The 18,043-nt window shown below is 43.1% G+C and carries 17 protein-coding genes; 9 read left to right on the top strand and 8 right to left on the bottom strand.

The genetic code is table 11. The annotated features are described in order from the left end of the window. Positions 1-144: 144 nt before the first annotated feature. Entirely contained in the window at positions 145-864 is a 720-nt protein-coding gene (locus tag ACFSTG_RS02615; protein WP_380748164.1) for a DUF72 domain-containing protein, read from the bottom strand. Then, positions 861-1,646 (bottom strand): Fpg/Nei family DNA glycosylase, encoded by a 786-nt coding sequence (locus ACFSTG_RS02610; protein WP_380748162.1) that lies wholly within the window; start codon positions 1,644-1,646, stop codon positions 861-863. The genes ACFSTG_RS02615 and ACFSTG_RS02610 overlap by 4 nt, the downstream gene beginning before the upstream one ends. A gap of 222 nt (positions 1,647-1,868) precedes the next feature. Between ACFSTG_RS02610 and ACFSTG_RS02605 the strand changes: the two genes are divergently transcribed. After that, positions 1,869-2,465 (top strand): hypothetical protein, encoded by a 597-nt coding sequence (locus tag ACFSTG_RS02605; protein ID WP_380748160.1) that lies wholly within the window; start codon positions 1,869-1,871, stop codon positions 2,463-2,465. A 59-nt stretch (positions 2,466-2,524) separates the two neighbouring features. Here ACFSTG_RS02605 and ACFSTG_RS02600 read toward each other — a convergent pair whose 3' ends face one another. Beyond that, positions 2,525-4,057 carry a GH3 family domain-containing protein gene (locus ACFSTG_RS02600; protein WP_380748159.1) on the bottom strand — a complete coding sequence of 511 codons (1,533 nt, stop codon included), beginning with the start codon at positions 4,055-4,057 and terminating at the stop codon, positions 2,525-2,527. 144 nt (positions 4,058-4,201) lie between these two features. On the opposite strand from ACFSTG_RS02600, the gene ACFSTG_RS02595 reads away from it, so the two are divergent. From ACFSTG_RS02595 to yidC, 3 genes are all read left to right on the top strand, one after another. Beyond that, positions 4,202-4,435: a DUF3820 family protein gene (locus ACFSTG_RS02595; protein ID WP_380748157.1), complete on the top strand. Its 234-nt coding sequence runs from the start codon at positions 4,202-4,204 to the stop codon at positions 4,433-4,435. Positions 4,436-4,580: 145 nt separating this feature from the next. Continuing rightward, the gene (locus ACFSTG_RS02590; protein ID WP_380748156.1) at positions 4,581-6,218 is read left to right on the top strand and encodes a CTP synthase; all 1,638 of its coding nucleotides are present in this window, start codon (positions 4,581-4,583) and stop codon (positions 6,216-6,218) included. Positions 6,219-6,301: 83 nt separating this feature from the next. Continuing rightward, a complete protein-coding gene (gene yidC, locus ACFSTG_RS02585; RefSeq protein ID WP_380748154.1) occupies positions 6,302-8,155 on the top strand; it encodes a membrane protein insertase YidC in 1,854 nt (617 codons plus the stop codon). A gap of 96 nt (positions 8,156-8,251) precedes the next feature. Here the strand turns inward: yidC and ACFSTG_RS02580 are convergent, their stop codons facing one another. After that, on the bottom strand, positions 8,252-9,229 hold the full coding sequence (locus tag ACFSTG_RS02580) for a fasciclin domain-containing protein (RefSeq protein ID WP_380748153.1): 978 nt from the start codon (positions 9,227-9,229) through the stop codon (positions 8,252-8,254). A 119-nt stretch (positions 9,230-9,348) separates the two neighbouring features. On the opposite strand from ACFSTG_RS02580, the gene ACFSTG_RS02575 reads away from it, so the two are divergent. The 5 genes from ACFSTG_RS02575 (at position 9,349) to ACFSTG_RS02555 (ending at position 13,577) form a co-directional block, all read left to right on the top strand. After that, the gene (locus tag ACFSTG_RS02575) at positions 9,349-10,056 is read left to right on the top strand and encodes a toxin-antitoxin system YwqK family antitoxin (protein ID WP_380748151.1); all 708 of its coding nucleotides are present in this window, start codon (positions 9,349-9,351) and stop codon (positions 10,054-10,056) included. A gap of 45 nt (positions 10,057-10,101) precedes the next feature. After that, entirely contained in the window at positions 10,102-10,500 is a 399-nt protein-coding gene (locus ACFSTG_RS02570; RefSeq protein WP_380748149.1) for a lipocalin-like domain-containing protein, read from the top strand. Between the two features lie 370 nt (positions 10,501-10,870). Next, positions 10,871-11,260 carry a lipocalin family protein gene (locus tag ACFSTG_RS02565; RefSeq protein ID WP_380748147.1) on the top strand — a complete coding sequence of 130 codons (390 nt, stop codon included), beginning with the start codon at positions 10,871-10,873 and terminating at the stop codon, positions 11,258-11,260. A 174-nt stretch (positions 11,261-11,434) separates the two neighbouring features. After that, positions 11,435-12,622 (top strand): tRNA 2-thiouridine(34) synthase MnmA, encoded by a 1,188-nt coding sequence (mnmA, locus tag ACFSTG_RS02560; protein WP_380748145.1) that lies wholly within the window; start codon positions 11,435-11,437, stop codon positions 12,620-12,622. A gap of 13 nt (positions 12,623-12,635) precedes the next feature. Continuing rightward, positions 12,636-13,577 (top strand): NAD(P)H-dependent flavin oxidoreductase, encoded by a 942-nt coding sequence (locus ACFSTG_RS02555; RefSeq protein ID WP_380748143.1) that lies wholly within the window; start codon positions 12,636-12,638, stop codon positions 13,575-13,577. Here the strand turns inward: ACFSTG_RS02555 and ACFSTG_RS02550 are convergent. The 4 genes from ACFSTG_RS02550 to guaA are packed head-to-tail and all read right to left on the bottom strand — an operon-like array spanning position 13,574 to position 18,029. Then, a complete protein-coding gene (locus tag ACFSTG_RS02550; protein ID WP_380748141.1) occupies positions 13,574-14,125 on the bottom strand; it encodes a DUF922 domain-containing protein in 552 nt (183 codons plus the stop codon). The two genes, ACFSTG_RS02555 and ACFSTG_RS02550, sit on opposite strands and share 4 nt — an antisense overlap. 30 nt (positions 14,126-14,155) lie before the next feature. Beyond that, entirely contained in the window at positions 14,156-14,557 is a 402-nt protein-coding gene (locus ACFSTG_RS02545) for an OsmC family protein (protein WP_380748139.1), read from the bottom strand. Beyond that, a complete protein-coding gene (locus ACFSTG_RS02540) occupies positions 14,558-16,489 on the bottom strand; it encodes a LysM peptidoglycan-binding domain-containing protein (RefSeq protein WP_380748137.1) in 1,932 nt (643 codons plus the stop codon). Between the two features lie 10 nt (positions 16,490-16,499). Beyond that, positions 16,500-18,029, bottom strand: a complete 1,530-nt coding sequence (gene guaA / locus ACFSTG_RS02535) for a glutamine-hydrolyzing GMP synthase (RefSeq protein WP_380748135.1) — start codon at positions 18,027-18,029, stop codon at positions 16,500-16,502. Positions 18,030-18,043 lie beyond the last annotated feature (14 nt).

Here is an 18,043-nt window from a genome sequence, read left to right as displayed (position 1 = left end):
CAGTCCTCACACCTCAAATATCACCTTTGTTCACTTTGGCAGTTGGTTCTTCAAGGACATAAAAGAGTCGCGGAAAACCCTTAAAGCAATGGAACATGAAGGCCTGGAAATCATTTCCGCTCACGACGGAATGGAAATTGAAATTTAACTTTCAAGTAATTCCCGTAGTTGCCTCGCATTTTCAGGAGCATTGGCGTGCATGTCATTATTGAAGTAGATAAATATCTCCTTAAGACCTGAATCCTTGATCATCTCTGCCCATTCCTTTAATTCCTCTTCGCAATAATAGTAATCATACCACTTCTTACCTTTTCCATGGAAGCGGACATAGCCTGTTTCGGCAGTGGTGATCATTTCCTCAGGAAACCGGGGACTGGAGATCGAACAGAAGGTCAGCTTATGTTTTTTCAAGAGTCTATATACCTCCTCATCATACCAGCTTTCATGGCGGAATTCGATTACATTTTTGATCTGTGGATCCAGCAGGTTGATAAACCCTGTAAGCCTTTCATCATCACGGTGCAGACTTGGGGGCAGCTGCCATAAAACACTGCCCAGTTTTTTCCCCATTATTCCTGCCGTAGTGTTGAAATTCAACACACTCTCCTCCACATCATTGAGCTTCTTCATGTGTGTTATGTACCGACTGCCCTTAAGGGTAAACCGAAAATTATCGGGGACGGTATCTCTCCATTTCGCAACGGTCTCATCTTTTGGAAAACGGTAAAAAGTGCTGTTGATCTCTACAGTATTGAATTCTTCGGAATAGAATTGAAGCCAGTTCTTTTGCGCAAGCTTTTCCGGATAGAACTTTCCGCGCCAATCCCTGTAGTTCCATCCAGAACATCCTATATAAACTTTCATTTTTTCTCTTTTTGACAATCAGGGCAGAAATAGGTGCTCCTGCCTGAAACTTTGATCATTTGGATCTTTCCCGAGCATTTAGGACACTTTTCCCCTTCCTTGCGGTGGGAAATGAGGTAATTCTTCGGGAATTTAGATCTTTCACCACCTTTTTCAATAGCCATGGATAACACCTTCCCCATCTTCTTAAAAAGCTGTTTTTTCTCTTTTTCTTCCAATTTATTAGCCTTTGATTTTGGGTGGATGCCGCATTGGTATAACATTTCATCTGAATACACATTTCCAATACCCGCGATGCTGGATTGATCTGTCAAAACCCCTTTGATGCTTCCGGTCTTTTCCTCCAGCAGCTCAAGAAACTCTTTCTCTTTAATATCCAGGGCATCTTTTCCCAGCTCATGTTCCTTTCTGAAGTCGTCGTAACTACCGGTCAACCAGATCTTCCCCAGTTTACGCCGACAGGTGTATGCTAAATGGTAATTATCTTCAAAGCCTATCAACATTTTGGTGTACTTAGGCTGCTCCCTGTCTTTATAATATTCCAGTTCTCCTGTCATTCCGAAGTGCAGCACAAGCCACTTTTTTCCTGAGGTCTTCAAAAAAAGGTATTTTCCAAGTCTTTTGGTTTCACTGAATTCCTTTCCTTTTAGTGCCTTTTGAAAATCTGCTGCGGGATTCTGTAGCAGACTGTCATCAGGGAAAGTTACTGCGGTGATCTTTTTGTGCAGGGAAGTAGAATCGGTATATTCTTTAAAAAGGGCGATTTCAGGTAGTTCTGGCATAGTGGTTGAATTAAGTTTGGAACATTAATTTACTTAAAAACAAGCTGCTATACCAAATTTTTTGTTTCGGATGTAAAGATCCTCTGAGGTTTTCTTTATATTCCGAAGAAAGGCAGCTTTATTTTAAATTTTAAAACAGGCAGCTTGCATAGAAAAATATTTATATTATTAATTACCGTCCCTTTGATGTTAGGTTTAGGGGGATGTGGAGCAAAGAAATCTATGAGTGAAACAGTAATTTTAGAAGACAATAAAGTTATTCCCGTTTCGATCCTTAAAGAAGCAAAAAAAGCCCTCTCGTTCTACCCCGAACTAAAGGACGTCCATATCGAATTCAAATATAAGGACAATATAAAAAAATCATTTATGCAGGCCCAGCCTGAATTCAGTAATCTATTTAAGGGGAAGGAAAACCGCAGTTACAATATCTACATAAGCAGCAGGTTCCTTATCGAGGAGGAAGAGTTCACTTTATCAGAGGTTCCTTCAGAAGTAATTACAGGATGGCTGGGCCATGAACTTGGGCACATCATGGATTACCGGGAGAAATCTGCTTTTGGGCTGGTGATCTTCGGGTTTCGTTATGTCACCTCCTCAAACTACATCAAAGAAGCTGAAAGAGCCGCCGATACGTATGCGGTTAATGCCGGGATGAGTGATTATATATTAGCTACCAAAGAATTTATTCTAAACCATTCCCATCTCTCCGATACCTACAAAGAAAGGATCGCCCGCCTTTATCTTTCTCCCGAAGAGATCCTTGTATTGGTCAACAAACTTGAAGAAGACCTTGAAAAAGCCGAACAGGAAGGAAGCTAGGTAAATGTATATTGAATAATGTATATTGTATAATGGAAACGCTTATTGATTGCTAATTTTTATTGATCATTGATCATTGATCGAACGAACTTTTCCCATTCAGCGAATTTATCCTCTTTCATGACTTTTTCCATTTTCACCTGCCCGCCTTTTTTCTTGTTAGCGGCGCTCCATTCATAGAAAACATCTGGCGAAATACTCACTACTTCTACTCCTTTTAAAGCTTTTTCCCGGGCCACCCTGTAATTTTTATTGGCTTCCTGCAAAGAATTGTCAAGCGCATCGGCCAGCTCCTTTTCGTCTGCCTTCCCCTCTACCCCAAGGTACCATTTGTGAATGTAATCTTCGCCCCGCTTAACCGCAGCCACGGTAAATTCAGGAATGGTGATACCAAACTTTTGCTCCAGTTCCTTTACCGCATCATTCATTTTATTAACAGAAAGCTGTGAGCCTACCACATTGAGAAAGAACTTTGTTCTCCCCGTGATCTTTATCTCCTTTTTTTCAACATCTGTAAACTTGATGGTATCCCCAATGATATAGCGCCAGGCGCCTGAGACTGTACTAATGACCAGCACGTAATCCTGCTCTGTTTTAACGTCTTCCAGCAAAACTACAGGAGCATCTGGTTTTAAAGAACCGTCTTCTTCGATGTATTCGGGCTTGAATGGCACAAATTCATAATAGATCCCATTATCAAGCACCAGTTTCATTGACATAGTTTCCGGCCGCGACTGGAAAGCCATGAAACCTTCTGAAGCCAGATAGGTGTCAATCACGATCACAGGATGGGCAAGTAATTTTTCAAAGGTTTTTTCATAAGGCTCAAAGGCCACACCCCCGGTAGAATACACCATAAGGTTAGGCCAAATTTCATGGATGTTATTTGCTTTATGGAATTCAAGGATCCTTTTGATCATGAGTTCGGTCCATGACGGGATGCCTGTGATGGCCCCAATATCCCAGTTCTTTGCTTCTTTGGCGATTTCCAGAACCCTTTCGTCCCAGTCATCGATCTCTGCGATCTCTACCCCGGGTTTATAGAAATTCCTGAACCAGAAAGGAATATTACTTGCGCTAATTCCGCTTATCTCCCCTTCCTGGTGGTCCCCTTTTTCAGCCAGGTTTGTGGAGCTTCCCAGCATCATGATCTCCTTCGTAAAAAAATCTGAAGGCAGATCAAAATTCGCCAGTGTTCCCACCTGTTTTATTCCTGTTTGTCTTATGGCTTCCACCATATCATCTGTGACCGGAATGCGTTTGCTCGACTTTCCTGTGGTCCCCGATGATAAGGCGAAATAGGGAGGTTTTCCAGGCCAGGTGACATTCTCTTCCCCCTCATGCATCCTGCTCCACCACTCGTCATTGAGCTTATTGTAGTCAAAAAATGGAATTTTACGGGCAAACTCTTTACGGATATTTTCAGCCTGCAGGATCTTATTGAATTCATAGTGTTTCCCAAATGCTGTATCCCGTGCTTTTTCCAACAGCCCCCTAAGTACTTTTTCCTGGGCCTCGAGAGGGTCCGGGTCTGAGACTACAGCATCCCTGGCATGAATTAATCCTTTGATGATCGAACCTATTACGGCCATAAATTTTATTTTTTCTGAAGATACTTAAAAGGTAAAACATCCAAGAATGCACTTTTTGAATTAGTATGAATTTAACCTTTACAATTCCGGTAAATTAGTGACCGGTTTCTCCATTCTTTCAGGGTTTTTTCTGAAATTCGCCACATGCAGGTACAACCAGATTACAAAGCATTACTGGAACTGGCTCACGCCAAGATGCACTTCGGAAAATATAAGGGCAGGTACCTTTCTGAACTTCCGGAGTTCTACCTGGTGTGGTTCAGCCAGAAAGGTTTTCCGAAGGGAAAGCTGGGAGACCAGCTGAAACAGGTTCTGGAAATGAAGGTTAACGGTATTGAGCCGCTCCTGCGAACCATCAGGCAAAAGTATCCACGATAGTTTGATAACACATAAAAACCTTCCGAAGAGAGGTTCCAAAAGCCTAAAGTTTTCCTAACATATTCCCTCTTAGATGGTTTCTTTTTCTATTCTTCTTTGTAATTTAGCGCCCTGAATAAAACACGCATCCAAACACCCTATTGAAATGGCTGAAACCAAGTATATTTTTGTCACCGGCGGCGTTTCCTCTTCCCTTGGAAAAGGCATCATTGCTGCCTCTCTGGCGAAATTGCTGCAAGCGCGTGGCTACAAGACCACTATTCAGAAACTCGATCCTTATATCAATATTGATCCCGGTACTTTGAATCCTTATGAGCATGGGGAATGTTATGTTACTGAAGATGGTGCAGAAACAGATCTTGACCTTGGCCATTACGAACGTTTTCTTAATGTGAATACTTCCCAGGCCAATAATGTGACCACCGGGCGTATTTACCAAAGTGTGATCGAGAAAGAACGCAGAGGGGAATTCCTAGGAAAGACTGTACAGGTGGTGCCCCACATTACCAATGAGATCAAAGAGCGCATTCAGCTTTTAGGTAAGAACCACGACTATGATATCGTGATCACCGAAATTGGGGGAACGGTAGGTGATATTGAATCCCTTCCCTATATTGAAGCGGTTCGACAATTGAAATGGGAGCTTGGCGATGACAATGCCCTGGTGATCCACCTTACCTTGGTTCCTTACCTTTCTGCGGCAGGGGAACTCAAGACAAAACCCACCCAGCATAGTGTAAAGACCTTGATGGAAAGCGGTATCAAAGCCGATATCCTGGTTTGCCGTACAGAACATGAGCTTTCTGATGACATCAGGAGGAAACTTGCTCTTTTCTGCAACGTAAAGCAGGAAGCTGTGATCCAGTCGATCGATGCTTCCACAATTTACGACGTTCCTAATATGATGCTCGAAGAAGGTCTGGACATTGTTACCCTTAAAAAACTGGCCCTTCCTGAAGGCTCTGCCCCCAATCTTACTCAATGGAATGAATTCCTGAAAAAACACAAGAATCCAAAACATGAAGTGACCATTGGCCTGATTGGCAAATATGTGGAGCTTCAGGATTCTTATAAATCCATCCTGGAGTCTTTCATACATGCGGGAGCGGCCAACGAAATCAAGGTGAAAGTTGAAAGTATACATTCTGAATTCATCAACGAAACTACCATCAATAAAAAGATAGCACATCTTGACGGCATTCTTGTAGCACCAGGTTTTGGTGAACGCGGTATAGAAGGTAAGATAGATGCAGTGCAGTTTGCCCGGGAGCATAAATTACCCTTCCTGGGAATTTGTCTTGGAATGCAAATGGCGGTGATCGAATTTGCCAGAAATGTCCTGAAACTCAAAAAAGCCAATTCCACTGAAATGGATCCTGCAACACCTCATCCTGTCATTGACATTATGGAGGAACAAAAAGAGATCACAGATAAGGGAGGCACCATGCGATTAGGATCCTGGGAGTGTGAACTCAAAGAAGGATCTATAGCACGGGAGGTATACGGGACTGCCACCATTCATGAAAGGCACAGGCACAGATACGAATATAACAACCGGTATGCTGTACAAATGGAAGCTAACGGACTGGTGAGCACCGGGATCAATCCTGAGACAAAACTGGTGGAGATCGTGGAAATTCCAGAACATCCCTGGTTTGTAGGGGTTCAATACCATCCCGAATACAAGAGCACGGTGGCAAATCCTCACCCTCTGTTCGTTGCCTTTATAAAAGCTGCTAAAACATATTCTAAAGAAAAAAATAATGCCACCTTGGCACATTAAGACCCATTGGCCGAAAAATTGACTACCAAATTGACTAATGGAAATGAGGCGGAAGGTTCCGCGATTATTATTTACACCTTATAATGGAAGAAAAAAAATTAGATATCAATAGCCTGATAGGTTTCCTTTTAATTGGAGCGATCCTGATATGGATGTTATACCTGAACCAGTCTGCTCCTGATGCAGTGGAACCCGAAGAGACCACCACAGAACAGGTTGAAACCATTCCTGATCAAATTGAACCCCGTGAGCCTCAGGAAGATGTTCTGCAGGCATCAGATTCTGCAGCAATAGCACAGGCACAAGGCCGCCTCGGGGCCTTTGGATATTCAGCCACCTTAGCTTCAGCCAAAGATGAGATCACTACTGTTTCCAATGACCTTCTCGAGCTGAAAATTGCCAATAAAGGAGGTTATATTACCGAAGCCCGCTTAAAGGAATTCAAAACCTTTGACTCCATCCCTGTTTACATGATAAAGGATGGTAACGCTTCCTTCAACCTGAAATTCAGCACAACAGACGGCCGTACGCTTGATACCCAAAACCTCTATTTTGAACCAACGGTAACCGAAAGCGGGGAGAACACGATTATCACCATGCGTCTTAAGGTTTCTGAAAATGAATTTCTGGAGTACCGTTATGTTTTGAAGCCCGGGGAATATATGATGGACTTCAGCATAAGGTCTCAGGGTCTTAGCGATGTTTTCAATCCTTCCGGAGGTATCTCCATGAACTGGAATCTGAAAGGTTACCGTCACGCCAAAAGTATCTCATATGAGAATAGGTATACAGACCTTATTTACGAATATGACGGCGGCAGTGACAGCTCCTTGCAGGACGGGGAAGACGATGAAACCGATATTACCTACGTAGCTTACAAGCAGCATTTCTTCACTTCAATCCTTCTTACAGATACCCCTTTCGAAACCGGGAATTTCAGGGCCAAAAACCTTGTGGATGACGAGGAAGTTGATACCGTATACACGAAGTCCTTTGCCTCTACTTTTCCGCTTGAGCTAAAAGGTGGTGAGTTGAACTACAATATGAACTGGTACTATGGTCCCAGTGATTACAAGATCCTTAATGACTACAACAGGAACCTGGATGAGATAATGCCACTGGGTTGGGGAATCTTTGGATGGATCAACCAGTATGTTTTCATTCCTTTATTTGCCTTTTTAAGCGGATTCCTTCCAAACTATGGAATCGCCATCATTGTGATGACCATTTTGATCAAACTTGTTCTTTCTCCCGTACAGTATAAGCAATATCTGTCTCAGGCGAAGATGAAAGTATTGCGTCCTGAGATCAATGAACTTAACGAGAAGTATAAGGACAACGCAATGAAAAAGCAGCAGGAGACCATGAAGCTTTACAGCAAAGCGGGAGCCAGCCCAATGAGCGGTTGTATACCGGCTTTAATGCAGCTGCCGGTGTTCTATGCACTGTTCCAGTTCTTCCCTAGTGCTTTCCAGTTGAGGCAAAAAGGTTTTCTCTGGGCAGATGATCTTTCGAGCTATGACACCATCGCGACCCTTCCCTTTAACATCCCGTTCTATGGTGACCATGTGAGCTTATTCCCTATCCTGGCCTCTATTGCTATCTTCATTTATATGATGATGACCACCGGCCAGACCATGCAAAACGCGCAGCAACCGGGAATGCCAAATATGAAGTTCATTATGTATCTGTCCCCTCTTATGATGTTGTTCTTCTTTAACAACTATGCGAGTGGACTGTCCTTATATTACTTCACCTCTAATATCATTACCATAGGGATCATGCTGGTGATCAAATACTTCATTCTTGATGAAGAGAAGATCCATGCGAAGATCCAGGAAAACAAACAAAAGCCGAAAAAACAAGGTAAATTTGCCCGTAAGATGCAGGAGATGATGGAGCAGGCAGAGCAACAACAGAAGAAAGGCAAGAAATAATCTGATTCTTGAAAGGAATAATAATGAAAGGCCCGGGATATGGATATCCCGGGCCTTTCTCTTCTAACCAACCTAACTATTAAAAATGAAAACCTGTTACAATTGGGGTAATAAAACGGTATCCAGAACATGAATCACTCCATTGGCAGCCTGTACATCTGCAACAACTACGGTAGAAGTTCGATCCCTGGCATCTGTAATGGTAACCGCATCACCAAGATTTACGGTAAAGTCCTGTCCCTGGAGAGTTCCTACTTCCATTCCGTCAGAAAGATCTCCGGACCTTACATTGGCTCCGGTAACTACGTGGTAGCTTAGGGCTGCAGCCAGTACTTCAGAGGATATATCCTCAAGACTATCTGCCCCCAATTCACCAAGCAGGGCAATAAATGCCTCATTTGTTGGTGCAAAAACTGTGAAAGGTGCAGGATCTTCTGTCATCATTAAAGTCGGTACGAATGTAAAGTCCTCCTCCCGGGAAAGCGCGGTAACCAGGATCTCAAAAGTGGGATCTGCGGTGGCAAAAGTCACAATATCGGGTAAACCAATGACAGCATCAACTGCGTGAATGATCCCGTTATCTACTTCAATATCGGCAGTTTCAACAGAGGCTACCCCGTTGATCCTCACCCCGTCTGAGGTATTGATGTACATACTCAGGTTTTCTTCAGAAGCTGGCCCTACAGCCATGCTTTCAATATAACCTGTAGTAAGATCTCCTGAGGTGATCTCTCCGGCCTGGACATGATTCATCAGGATCTGGGTCAACAATGCTACAGGTACTTCATTAAGTCCGGCGAAACCATAGGTGGTCAGAAACGCTGCAAAAGCATCATTATCGGGAGCAAAGACCGTATAATTAGTACTTCCGTCAAGTGTGGCAGTTAAACCTGCTACTTCGAGAGCGGCCGCCAGAGAAGAGTAATTCTCATTGGAAGCTACAAAGTCTGCAATGGTATTGGTTTCCACTGGTTGTGGCATTGCTGCCACATCATCGTCATCACTGCAGGCTGTTAATCCGAAAAACAACAGTCCTACTACTGCCATTTTTGCTAATTTTGAATAAGTTTTCATATTAATAAATTTTTGTTATAAAGCAAATGTACACCATAACTCAATTCAATTTTGTTTAAATTTAGTTAAACTTATTTAAACAGATTTAATTTTTAACCTTATTATCCAAACTAATATATATGAAATACAGTTTAAATTTAAACAGCTTCATTGAAAATACCTTTATTCTGACAGTCTTTGTGTTGTTCAGTATAGAGAGTATAGCTCAGGAAGGACTTAACGCCTATGATGCCAACGGTAAAAGACATGGCTCCTGGAAAGGTTATTATGATAATGATTCCGGTAGCCTTAAGTATGAAGGAACCTTTGAACACGGCAAAGAAACAGGCCTCTTCAAATTTTATCAACCTAAGCAGAAAAATCCGGTGGCGACGAGATTCTTCAGGCCCGGTTCAGATACTGTGGAGGTGAAATACCTGGCGCAGAACGGAAAAACCATCAGCGAAGGTAAAATGATGGATAGACAGCGAGTTGGAGAATGGATCTATTACCATAACAATTCTGACAGGATCATGATGACCGAACACTACGAGAACGATTCTCTTCACGGTCCCAAAGTCACCTATTTCGATAACGGAAATATTGCAGAGAAAGCGAATTACACCCACGGAAAATTGCAGGGTGAAAAGATCATTTATTCTGAAAAAGGAGTCGTGCTGGAACATTTACAATATGTAAACGGAGAATTACACGGCCCGGCCAGATTTTATAATGGGAAAGGGGAACTTCTTACAGAAGGCAATTACAAAAAAGACCGGCATCATGGTATATGGAAGTATTATGAGAACGGGAAATTGAAAGAGGAAAAAGACTTCTCCGGCCACTAATACCTCTTTATTTTTATATATTTACTCCAACCCAAAAAAAATATTATGAAAAAACACCTGATTTTACTTTTAGTAGCCGGTTTATTCGCTTTTAGCTCCTGTAGTGATGATGATGATAATGCTGGAGCAGAGGCCTCAATTGTGGCCACCTGGAACCTTACATCGATCAATCCACCTGTCTTGAACCTGGACGAATGTTCTGAAAAGCCCACTATAACTTTTAACGCTAATGGGACAGCAGACTGGACACTTTACGATGCAGATAACGACTGTACTGCAGTAGAAGCATCAGGAACATGGGAAAAGAATTCTGCTACAGAATACAGTGTATCTGTCCCTGGCTTTGAGAGCTTTGACGGAACAGTTGATTTCAAGAACCAAAATGAATTCACCTTTCTTACTTCCATCCAGGGAGTACCGGTGACCTTCACTTTCCAGGAATAGTATTAAACATCCTGTTTAAAAAGGTGGCCACGGGCCACCTTTTTGTTTTTAAGGGAAAGAAGGTCGTTACCCGGTCCTTACTGAAGAAGAGACCTCATCATAAAGATCTCCTGACGCCAAATGAACATAGAGCAATATCTGAGTAAGACATCTTTTGAAACATCCTTATAAGGGGTGGCAATAGCACCATACTAAGAAAGTTATTATTTTATATAAGGGTTTCGAATTCAATAAATCCCCCTCCCATAAAGAAAACTTATTTTTAATTAGTTCTATTCCAAATCTTAAAACATCGCTTCAATATTTTGTTTTCCAGTTATTTAAACATTCTATTTTTCACTATCTTTAATAGAAACCAAAAAAATATATTATGAAAAAATATCTTATCCTTTTCATGATGGCTGCCCTCGCGGGCTTTACATCATGCAGCGACGATGATGACACAGGGGAACGAATCGTAGGCACATGGATCCTTCAGAGTGTAGCACCAAATGAGATTTTTGACCCTACGGTGTGTACCTTTGATTCCATTGTGGATATAAAAGGTGACAATACCTTAACGGCTACTTTCTATTTTCCGGAAAATGAATGCGAAGGCTCCACCGATGATGGCACCTGGCAGAAAACGGGAACTTCATCCTATACGCTTGATTTCCCCGGATTTGATCCAATCACAGGAACCGTTTCTTATCCCAGCTCAGACCGTATGGTCTTCACCAGTGAGACAAATGTGGTCTTTACTTTCCAAAGACAGTTGTAAATAAAGTTTAATTAATAGATTCAAAGGGCGGCCAGGTTTGGTCGCCTCTTTTTTTCCCATCGGTCGCCTTTAAAGCTCACCTTTCTATATCCTTTGGATTTCTTTGAAATACTATATTTTATGTATTTTTGCGCTTTATTAAAGCCCTCCAAAAAAGGGCGTTGTTGAAGATTTATGAAACGAGTTGTTGTAGGATTATCGGGGGGAGTAGATTCAAGTGTCGCGGCATATTTGCTGAAGGAACAGGGATATGAAGTTATTGGCCTTTTCATGAAGAACTGGCATGACGATTCGGTGACCATTTCTAAGGAATGCCCATGGCTGGACGACTCGAATGATGCCATGCTGGTGGCCGATAAACTTGGAATCCCTTTCCAGACGGTTGATCTTAGTGAGGAATACAGGGAGCGCATTGTAGATTATATGTTCAATGAATATGAAAAAGGACGCACCCCCAATCCCGATGTACTTTGTAACCGGGAAATAAAATTTGATGTTTTCATGAAGATCGCCCTTTCTTTAGGGGCCGATTTTGTGGCTACAGGCCATTATTGCCGAAAAGGGGAAACCGTCGTTGAAGGAGAAACGGTTTACAGGCTGCTGGCCGGAAAAGATCAGAATAAAGATCAGTCTTATTTTCTTTGTCAATTATCACAGGACCAGCTTTCAAAAACCCTCTTCCCTATTGGTGAACTTCAGAAAAGCGAGGTGAGGAAGATCGCTGCCGAACAAGCTTTGGTCACTGCAGAAAAAAAGGATTCCCAGGGACTTTGTTTCATAGGAAAAGTACGGCTTCCCGAGTTCCTTCAGCAAAAACTTCAGCCGAAGGAAGGTGCCATAGTTGAAATTTCGGCTTCCGAAGAAAAATACAGCACATTGATACCTGATTTCACCAATAAACAAGAAGAACTTGATTTCCTTTCCCGTAAATATACTTATGAACCTTCCGAAGGAAAAATAGTAGGAAGACACCAGGGGGCTCATTACTTTACCAAGGGGCAACGAAAAGGCCTTGCAGTGGGGGGAACACCCGAGCCTTTATTCGTGATCGAGACAGATGTGGAGACCAATGTTATTTATACGGGACAGGGTAAAGATCATCCCGGAATCTACCGTCGTGCCTTGCTTGTTTCCCGTGAAGAGACCCACTGGGTACGACCAGACCTGCAACCCGAAGTAGGTGCTGAAATGAAAGTACAGGCGCGCATACGCTATCGCCAGCCGCTGCAGGAGGCTACACTTTACCAAAAAGAGAACGGACTTTATATAGTTTTTGACCAACCCCAGGCATCTATCACCGAAGGCCAGTTTGTGGCCTGGCATCTGGAAGATGAGCTCATAGGCTCCGGCGTGATATCCTGATTAAAACCCTTACATGGCAAACAAGATTACTCAACTCTTTAATATCAAATACCCCCTTATCCAGGCGGGAATGATCTGGGCAAGTGGCTGGAGACTGGCCAGCGCAGTTAGCAACGCCGGGGGACTCGGAATCATTGGTGCAGGATCGATGTATCCTGAAGTTTTACGGGAGCACATTCAAAAATGTAAAAAAGCTACCGGCAAACCTTTCGCAGTCAATGTTCCCATGCTATACCCCAATATAGAAGAGATCATGCAGATCATTATAAAGGAGGATGTGAGGATCGTTTTCACCTCTGCCGGAAATCCAAAAACATGGACCTCTCATTTACAGGAGAACGGGATCAAGGTAGTGCATGTGGTAAGCAGCGTTAAATTCGCTTTAAAAGCAGAGCAGGCAGGAGTGGATGCGGTGGTTGCCGAAGGCTTCGAAGCCGGCGGTCATAACGGCCGTGATGAGACTACCACCTTCACCTTAATTCCAATGGTCAGAGAGAAGATAAATATCCCGCTTATTGCCGCAGGGGGGATCGCTACAGGACGCGGAATGTTGGCAGCTATGGTTTTGGGAGCCGATGCGGTACAGGTAGGCAGCAGGTTCGTGGCAAGTGATGAAGCATCTTCCCATCAGAACTTTAAAGAGATGGTGGTAAAAGCAGGAGAAGGCGATACTATACTTACCTTAAAAGAACTCGCTCCGGTAAGACTGCTGAAAAATCCGTTTTTTGAACAGATCTCTGAACTGTACACCAAAAACCCGTCTAAAGAAGATCTTATAAAATTACTGGGAAGGGCCCGTGCTAAAAAAGGTATGTTTGAAGGAGATCTTGAAGAAGGGGAACTGGAAATAGGACAGATCGCCGGACTGATCCACGACATTAAACCTGCAGCTATCATCCTGCAGGATATGATAAACGAATTTGAACAGGCAAAAGCGGAAGTAGCTCTTCTCTAACCGCTAAATTCTTCCAGTTTTTTCAGCTCGGCATCTAAAAATTTCTGCCACTTTTCCTGGACGGCTTTGTCCCGGCTGTGGTCTGTTTCCAAATCAAACCTTTCCTGCATTTGTTTCCGGCCTGTTTCAGTGGCTGTATACAATTTTTTAAGATGGACCTTCACATCTTTGGTCTTCATGGGATCGAAACCTTTCATTGCTTGCCGAAGTTTTCTGCCGTGCAACTCGGTAATATCAAAATGAAGCTGTTCATGAGAGAGGAGATGCGGGGTGGCTTTGTCTGTGATCACCCAGGAATTATCGGGCAGAAAAAATGTTTCCACTATGTAATTAAAATCAATATTTCCATTAGAGGACTTCATAGACCAGGAATAGGATAACCCGGAATTGGTACTGGCGTGAAAAGGACTTGTGCCATCAATCGGGCCCAAAAAATCATCCCAGGTCAAGGCATCTTTCTGCCAGGAGATCCGATTGTCGGGCAACTGTGCCACCGCAGTAAAGGCTGCGAAAAAGAATAATAAGGTAATGAATATCTTTATGCTCATACCAGCCACAAACAAGAAACGTTCCAATTTCTAGGGATACACAAAACTGATCTCCAGGTCGATATCGGGGTGCAGGCTGTATAGCACAGGACAGGTCCTGGCTGCTCTTTCCAGGATGATTTGTTCTTTTTGGGAATATGCCGCAGGAAAAATGATCACCACCTTTATCCCTGAAATGCGCCGGGGATCTGAAGCCATGGTTTTGGTGATTTCGGCAAAAGCCCCTTCCACATTGAGTTCGTGATCTCTGGCCTTGATCCCGATTATGGTGAACATGCAGCTCGCCAGAGCAGTGGCGACAGTATCTGTAGGTGAAAAAGATCCTCCCTTTCCCTCATTGTCAAGAGGGGCATCTGTAATGATCTTTGAGCCGCTGCCAAGGTGCTCACATTCTGTTCTGAGATCTCCTAAGTAGGTTACTTTTGAGATCATTTAGCGCACCACATTTAAATTCAAGCCTTTATCATAAGCCATGATATAAATGGCTTTATTCTCATACCCACCATTGGCCCTGCTTATATAATCAAATTTATTTTCCACATATTGGGTTGTCCCCTCCTCTTCCAGGGAAGTATACAGATCATTAGATGAAGCCAGGCGCAACAGCACATCATAAGTCACATCAAACCCGCGTACGGCGTATGTATTTGGTTCAACCCCATACTTCTCGGCATACTTCCTGATAAAACCTGAGTTTTCTTCAGAAACCGTCTTGTCTACAGATGGAAAATGAAATTTTAGATTTCCCAGATGACTGTTGGAAATGTTATCACTGTCAAAGGAATTGTTCCTGTCAGTCGTTAACAAGGTAATATCAAACTTCCCTGCCAGGGAATTCAGATAGGATGTGGCATTGCTTAGCACCCCAATTTTGTCACTTTCTATGATCACCCAGTTCGGGCGTCCTTCCACCAATGTATTAGCAAGTTGTTTTTGGTCAATGTAGCTTCCTTCTTTTGGGTTAACTGTTCTGGCTGACGGAAAAGCTGACATTAATTGTCTCTTTTTATCTGCGGAACCGGCATCTGCTATGACGATGAGATTCTTTCCGGCAGAATTTTCAGAGATATAAGAGATCATGGCACTGGTCAGCATATCATCTGAAGGTCTTGCCTGCAAAAAGTTACGCATAGAACCCACCTGTCTTTTGGTAAGGGGTGAGATCACAGGAATATTCCTTGATTGCAAACCAGACGCTGCAGCTTCTGCCGTTGACTGCAATAATGGGCCTATAACGGCATCAACATTACTAAAGTCATTCGAATTAACGATCGCATGCACCTTACCTGCATTCCTTTGGGTATCATAAAAAGAAAGGTTGGTAGAAATCCCCAATGATTTGGCAGAATCAACTGCCATTAATACCCCGCTATAAAAATCCAGCGAGATCTGCATTACCTGGTCCTTTTTAATGGTCTCGGCCGCGTTAGATGAGGTGTCACTCCTTTCAACCTTGTGCAGGTTAAAAGGCAACATCACAGCAATATTTTTGGTATTATAGTTTTTGATCCTTTTTTCAAGATTGACAAACGCTGCTTCAGAATAGGCTGTCACTTCAGTTCCTTCCAGGTTGGGAATTTTCAGAACCATGCCAGATTTTAATCCCTCAGCCAAAGCAGGGTTTAAGGTAATAAGCGAGTCCCGGCTAATATTGAAGCGGCGGGTAAGGCTGAAAACCGTTTCCTGTGGTTGGACCAGGTAATACTTGAACAGATCACCTTCAACATCCACTACTTTTTCCACATCGCCATTCCTAACCTTAACGATCATTCCCGGTTGCAGGGTTTCCATCCCCGGGTTTAGCCGTTGCAACTCGGCAATGGTTATATTGTACTTTCTTGAAATACCATAAAGGGTTTCCTTGGGAAGCACTACGTGTTCTTTTACAGAAAGGTCAAGCGGATTTGACGTAGATCGTTCCACCACAGCTTCAGGTTGTCGCTTAACTTCCAGTGGGAGGTTCAACGGGATCCTGATGTGTTCGCCTCTGCGAAGTTCTTCAGAATATAAATGTTTATTAAACCTTTTTATATCCTCGATATTTATATTATACTGTTGGGATAGGCTGAAAAGGGTCTCCTTTCGCTTTACGCGATGGGTTTTAAATTTGATGTTTTTCTCCTGTGCCTTCTCCTGTGCGGTATTTTCCGGTCCACTTATTGGTACCACCAGCTTGTCATTGGGCCTGATGCCACTGCGGGCATCGGGATTGTACCGGTAAAGGGTTTCAACTGTGGTATTGTACATCCTTGCTATCTCTGCAGATGTTTCACCACTCTTTACAACGTGATATTTGTACTGCTGCGCAAGGGCAGAGGTAGTCATCATCTGAAAGAACAGAAAAAGAACAAGTAAGTTTCTCATAGAAAAAATTTTATTCCCACTCAATTGTGGCCGGAGGTTTGGAGCTAATATCATACACCACTCTATTAACGCCTTTAACCCGGTTTATTATTGTATTTGAGGTCTTTTGTAAAAAATCATACGGCAGGTTCACCCAGTCTGCGGTCATACCGTCTGTTGATTCAACTGCTCGAAGGGCAACTACTTTTTCATAGGTCCTCTCATCTCCCATCACCCCTACTGAGTTTACAGGTAAAAGGATAGCTCCTGCCTGCCATACCTTATCATATAACATCCATTCCTTGAGTCCGTTTATAAATATCGCATCTACCTCCTGAAGAACACGCACCTTTTCAGCAGTAATATCCCCCAGGATCCTGATCGCAAGACCGGGACCCGGAAAAGGATGCCTTCCCAGCAATTCCTTATCGATCTCAAGTTCGGCTCCCACCCTTCTCACTTCATCCTTGAAGAGCATCCTAAGTGGCTCTACAACCTGAAGCTTCATAAAATCTGGCAAACCTCCCACATTATGGTGGGATTTAATGGTTGCAGAAGGTCCGTTCACCGAAATAGATTCAATAACATCAGGATAAATGGTTCCCTGTGCTAAAAACTTCACATCCTTTATCAAATGAGCCTCATCATCAAAAACTTCGATAAAGGCTTTCCCAATTGCTTTCCGTTTGCCTTCAGGATCTGAGATCCCGGCAAGGGCGTCCAAGAAACGTGCCGAAGCATCTACTCCTTTTACATTGAGTCCCATGTGCTTGTATTGATCAAGAACACTCTCAAATTCCCCTTTTCTGAGCAATCCATTGTTCACGAAGATACAATAGAGATTTTTACCTATTGCTTTATGAAGTAAAACGGCAGCAACAGTAGAATCTACTCCTCCACTTAAACCAAGAACCACTTTCTCATCGCCTATCTTGTCTTTGAGTTCAGCAACCGTCATATCTACAAAAGCCTCGGGTGTCCACTCCTGCTCTACCCCGGCGATCTTCACCAGAAAATTCTCAAGTAGTTGTTTCCCGTCTGTAGAATGGTAAACTTCAGGATGGAATTGAATGGCATAAGTATCTTCTCCTTCTATACGGTATGCCGCATTCAAAACATCGGGGGTACTGGCAAGTCTTACCCCGTTTTCCGGAAGCTCCTTTATGGTATCACTATGGCTCATCCAAACCTGAGAATTCTCCCTGATGTTTTCAAAAAGCGCCTCTTCGTCTTTTATAACACTAAGGTTAGCCCGGCCATATTCCCGTATTTCTGAAGCTTCCACTTTCCCTCCGTTAAAATGGGCAAGGTATTGAGCCCCGTAACACACTGCGAGGACCGGTACTTTTTTCCTGATCTCTGAAAGATCAGGGTGTGGCGCATTCTCCCCTCTTACAGAAAAAGGACTTCCTGAAAGGATCACCGCTTTGTAGTTGGTAATATCCTCCGGGGGTTTGTTGTAAGGATGGATTTCGCAGTAAATATTGAGTTCTCTTACCCGCCTTGCAATTAATTGCGTGTACTGCGAGCCAAAATCTAAAATGAGTACGTTGTTGTGCATGCGCAAAAGTAAGA

Origin of the sequence: Salinimicrobium flavum (assembly GCF_042684505.1) — a bacterium.
Taxonomy (GTDB): domain Bacteria; phylum Bacteroidota; class Bacteroidia; order Flavobacteriales; family Flavobacteriaceae; genus Salinimicrobium; species Salinimicrobium flavum.
This window is presented reverse-complemented; position numbering and strand designations above follow the sequence as displayed.

Bases quoted from the DNA above. Each gene is read 5' to 3' on its own strand.
- ACFSTG_RS02615 (WP_380748164.1), bottom strand. From the start codon at position 864: ATGAAAGTTTATATAGGATGTTCTGGATGGAACTACAGGGATTGGCGC.
- ACFSTG_RS02610 (WP_380748162.1), bottom strand. From the start codon at position 1,646: ATGCCAGAACTACCTGAAATCGCCCTTTTTAAAGAATATACCGATTCT.
- ACFSTG_RS02605 (WP_380748160.1), top strand. From the start codon at position 1,869: ATGAGTGAAACAGTAATTTTAGAAGACAATAAAGTTATTCCCGTTTCG.
- ACFSTG_RS02600 (WP_380748159.1), bottom strand. From the start codon at position 4,057: ATGGCCGTAATAGGTTCGATCATCAAAGGATTAATTCATGCCAGGGAT.
- ACFSTG_RS02595 (WP_380748157.1), top strand. From the start codon at position 4,202: ATGCAGGTACAACCAGATTACAAAGCATTACTGGAACTGGCTCACGCC.
- ACFSTG_RS02590 (WP_380748156.1), top strand. From the start codon at position 4,581: ATGGCTGAAACCAAGTATATTTTTGTCACCGGCGGCGTTTCCTCTTCC.
- yidC (WP_380748154.1), top strand. From the start codon at position 6,302: ATGGAAGAAAAAAAATTAGATATCAATAGCCTGATAGGTTTCCTTTTA.
- ACFSTG_RS02580 (WP_380748153.1), bottom strand. From the start codon at position 9,229: ATGAAAACTTATTCAAAATTAGCAAAAATGGCAGTAGTAGGACTGTTG.
- ACFSTG_RS02575 (WP_380748151.1), top strand. From the start codon at position 9,349: ATGAAATACAGTTTAAATTTAAACAGCTTCATTGAAAATACCTTTATT.
- ACFSTG_RS02570 (WP_380748149.1), top strand. From the start codon at position 10,102: ATGAAAAAACACCTGATTTTACTTTTAGTAGCCGGTTTATTCGCTTTT.
- ACFSTG_RS02565 (WP_380748147.1), top strand. From the start codon at position 10,871: ATGAAAAAATATCTTATCCTTTTCATGATGGCTGCCCTCGCGGGCTTT.
- mnmA (WP_380748145.1), top strand. From the start codon at position 11,435: ATGAAACGAGTTGTTGTAGGATTATCGGGGGGAGTAGATTCAAGTGTC.
- ACFSTG_RS02555 (WP_380748143.1), top strand. From the start codon at position 12,636: ATGGCAAACAAGATTACTCAACTCTTTAATATCAAATACCCCCTTATC.
- ACFSTG_RS02550 (WP_380748141.1), bottom strand. From the start codon at position 14,125: ATGAGCATAAAGATATTCATTACCTTATTATTCTTTTTCGCAGCCTTT.
- ACFSTG_RS02545 (WP_380748139.1), bottom strand. From the start codon at position 14,557: ATGATCTCAAAAGTAACCTACTTAGGAGATCTCAGAACAGAATGTGAG.
- ACFSTG_RS02540 (WP_380748137.1), bottom strand. From the start codon at position 16,489: ATGAGAAACTTACTTGTTCTTTTTCTGTTCTTTCAGATGATGACTACC.
- guaA (WP_380748135.1), bottom strand. From the start codon at position 18,029: ATGCACAACAACGTACTCATTTTAGATTTTGGCTCGCAGTACACGCAA.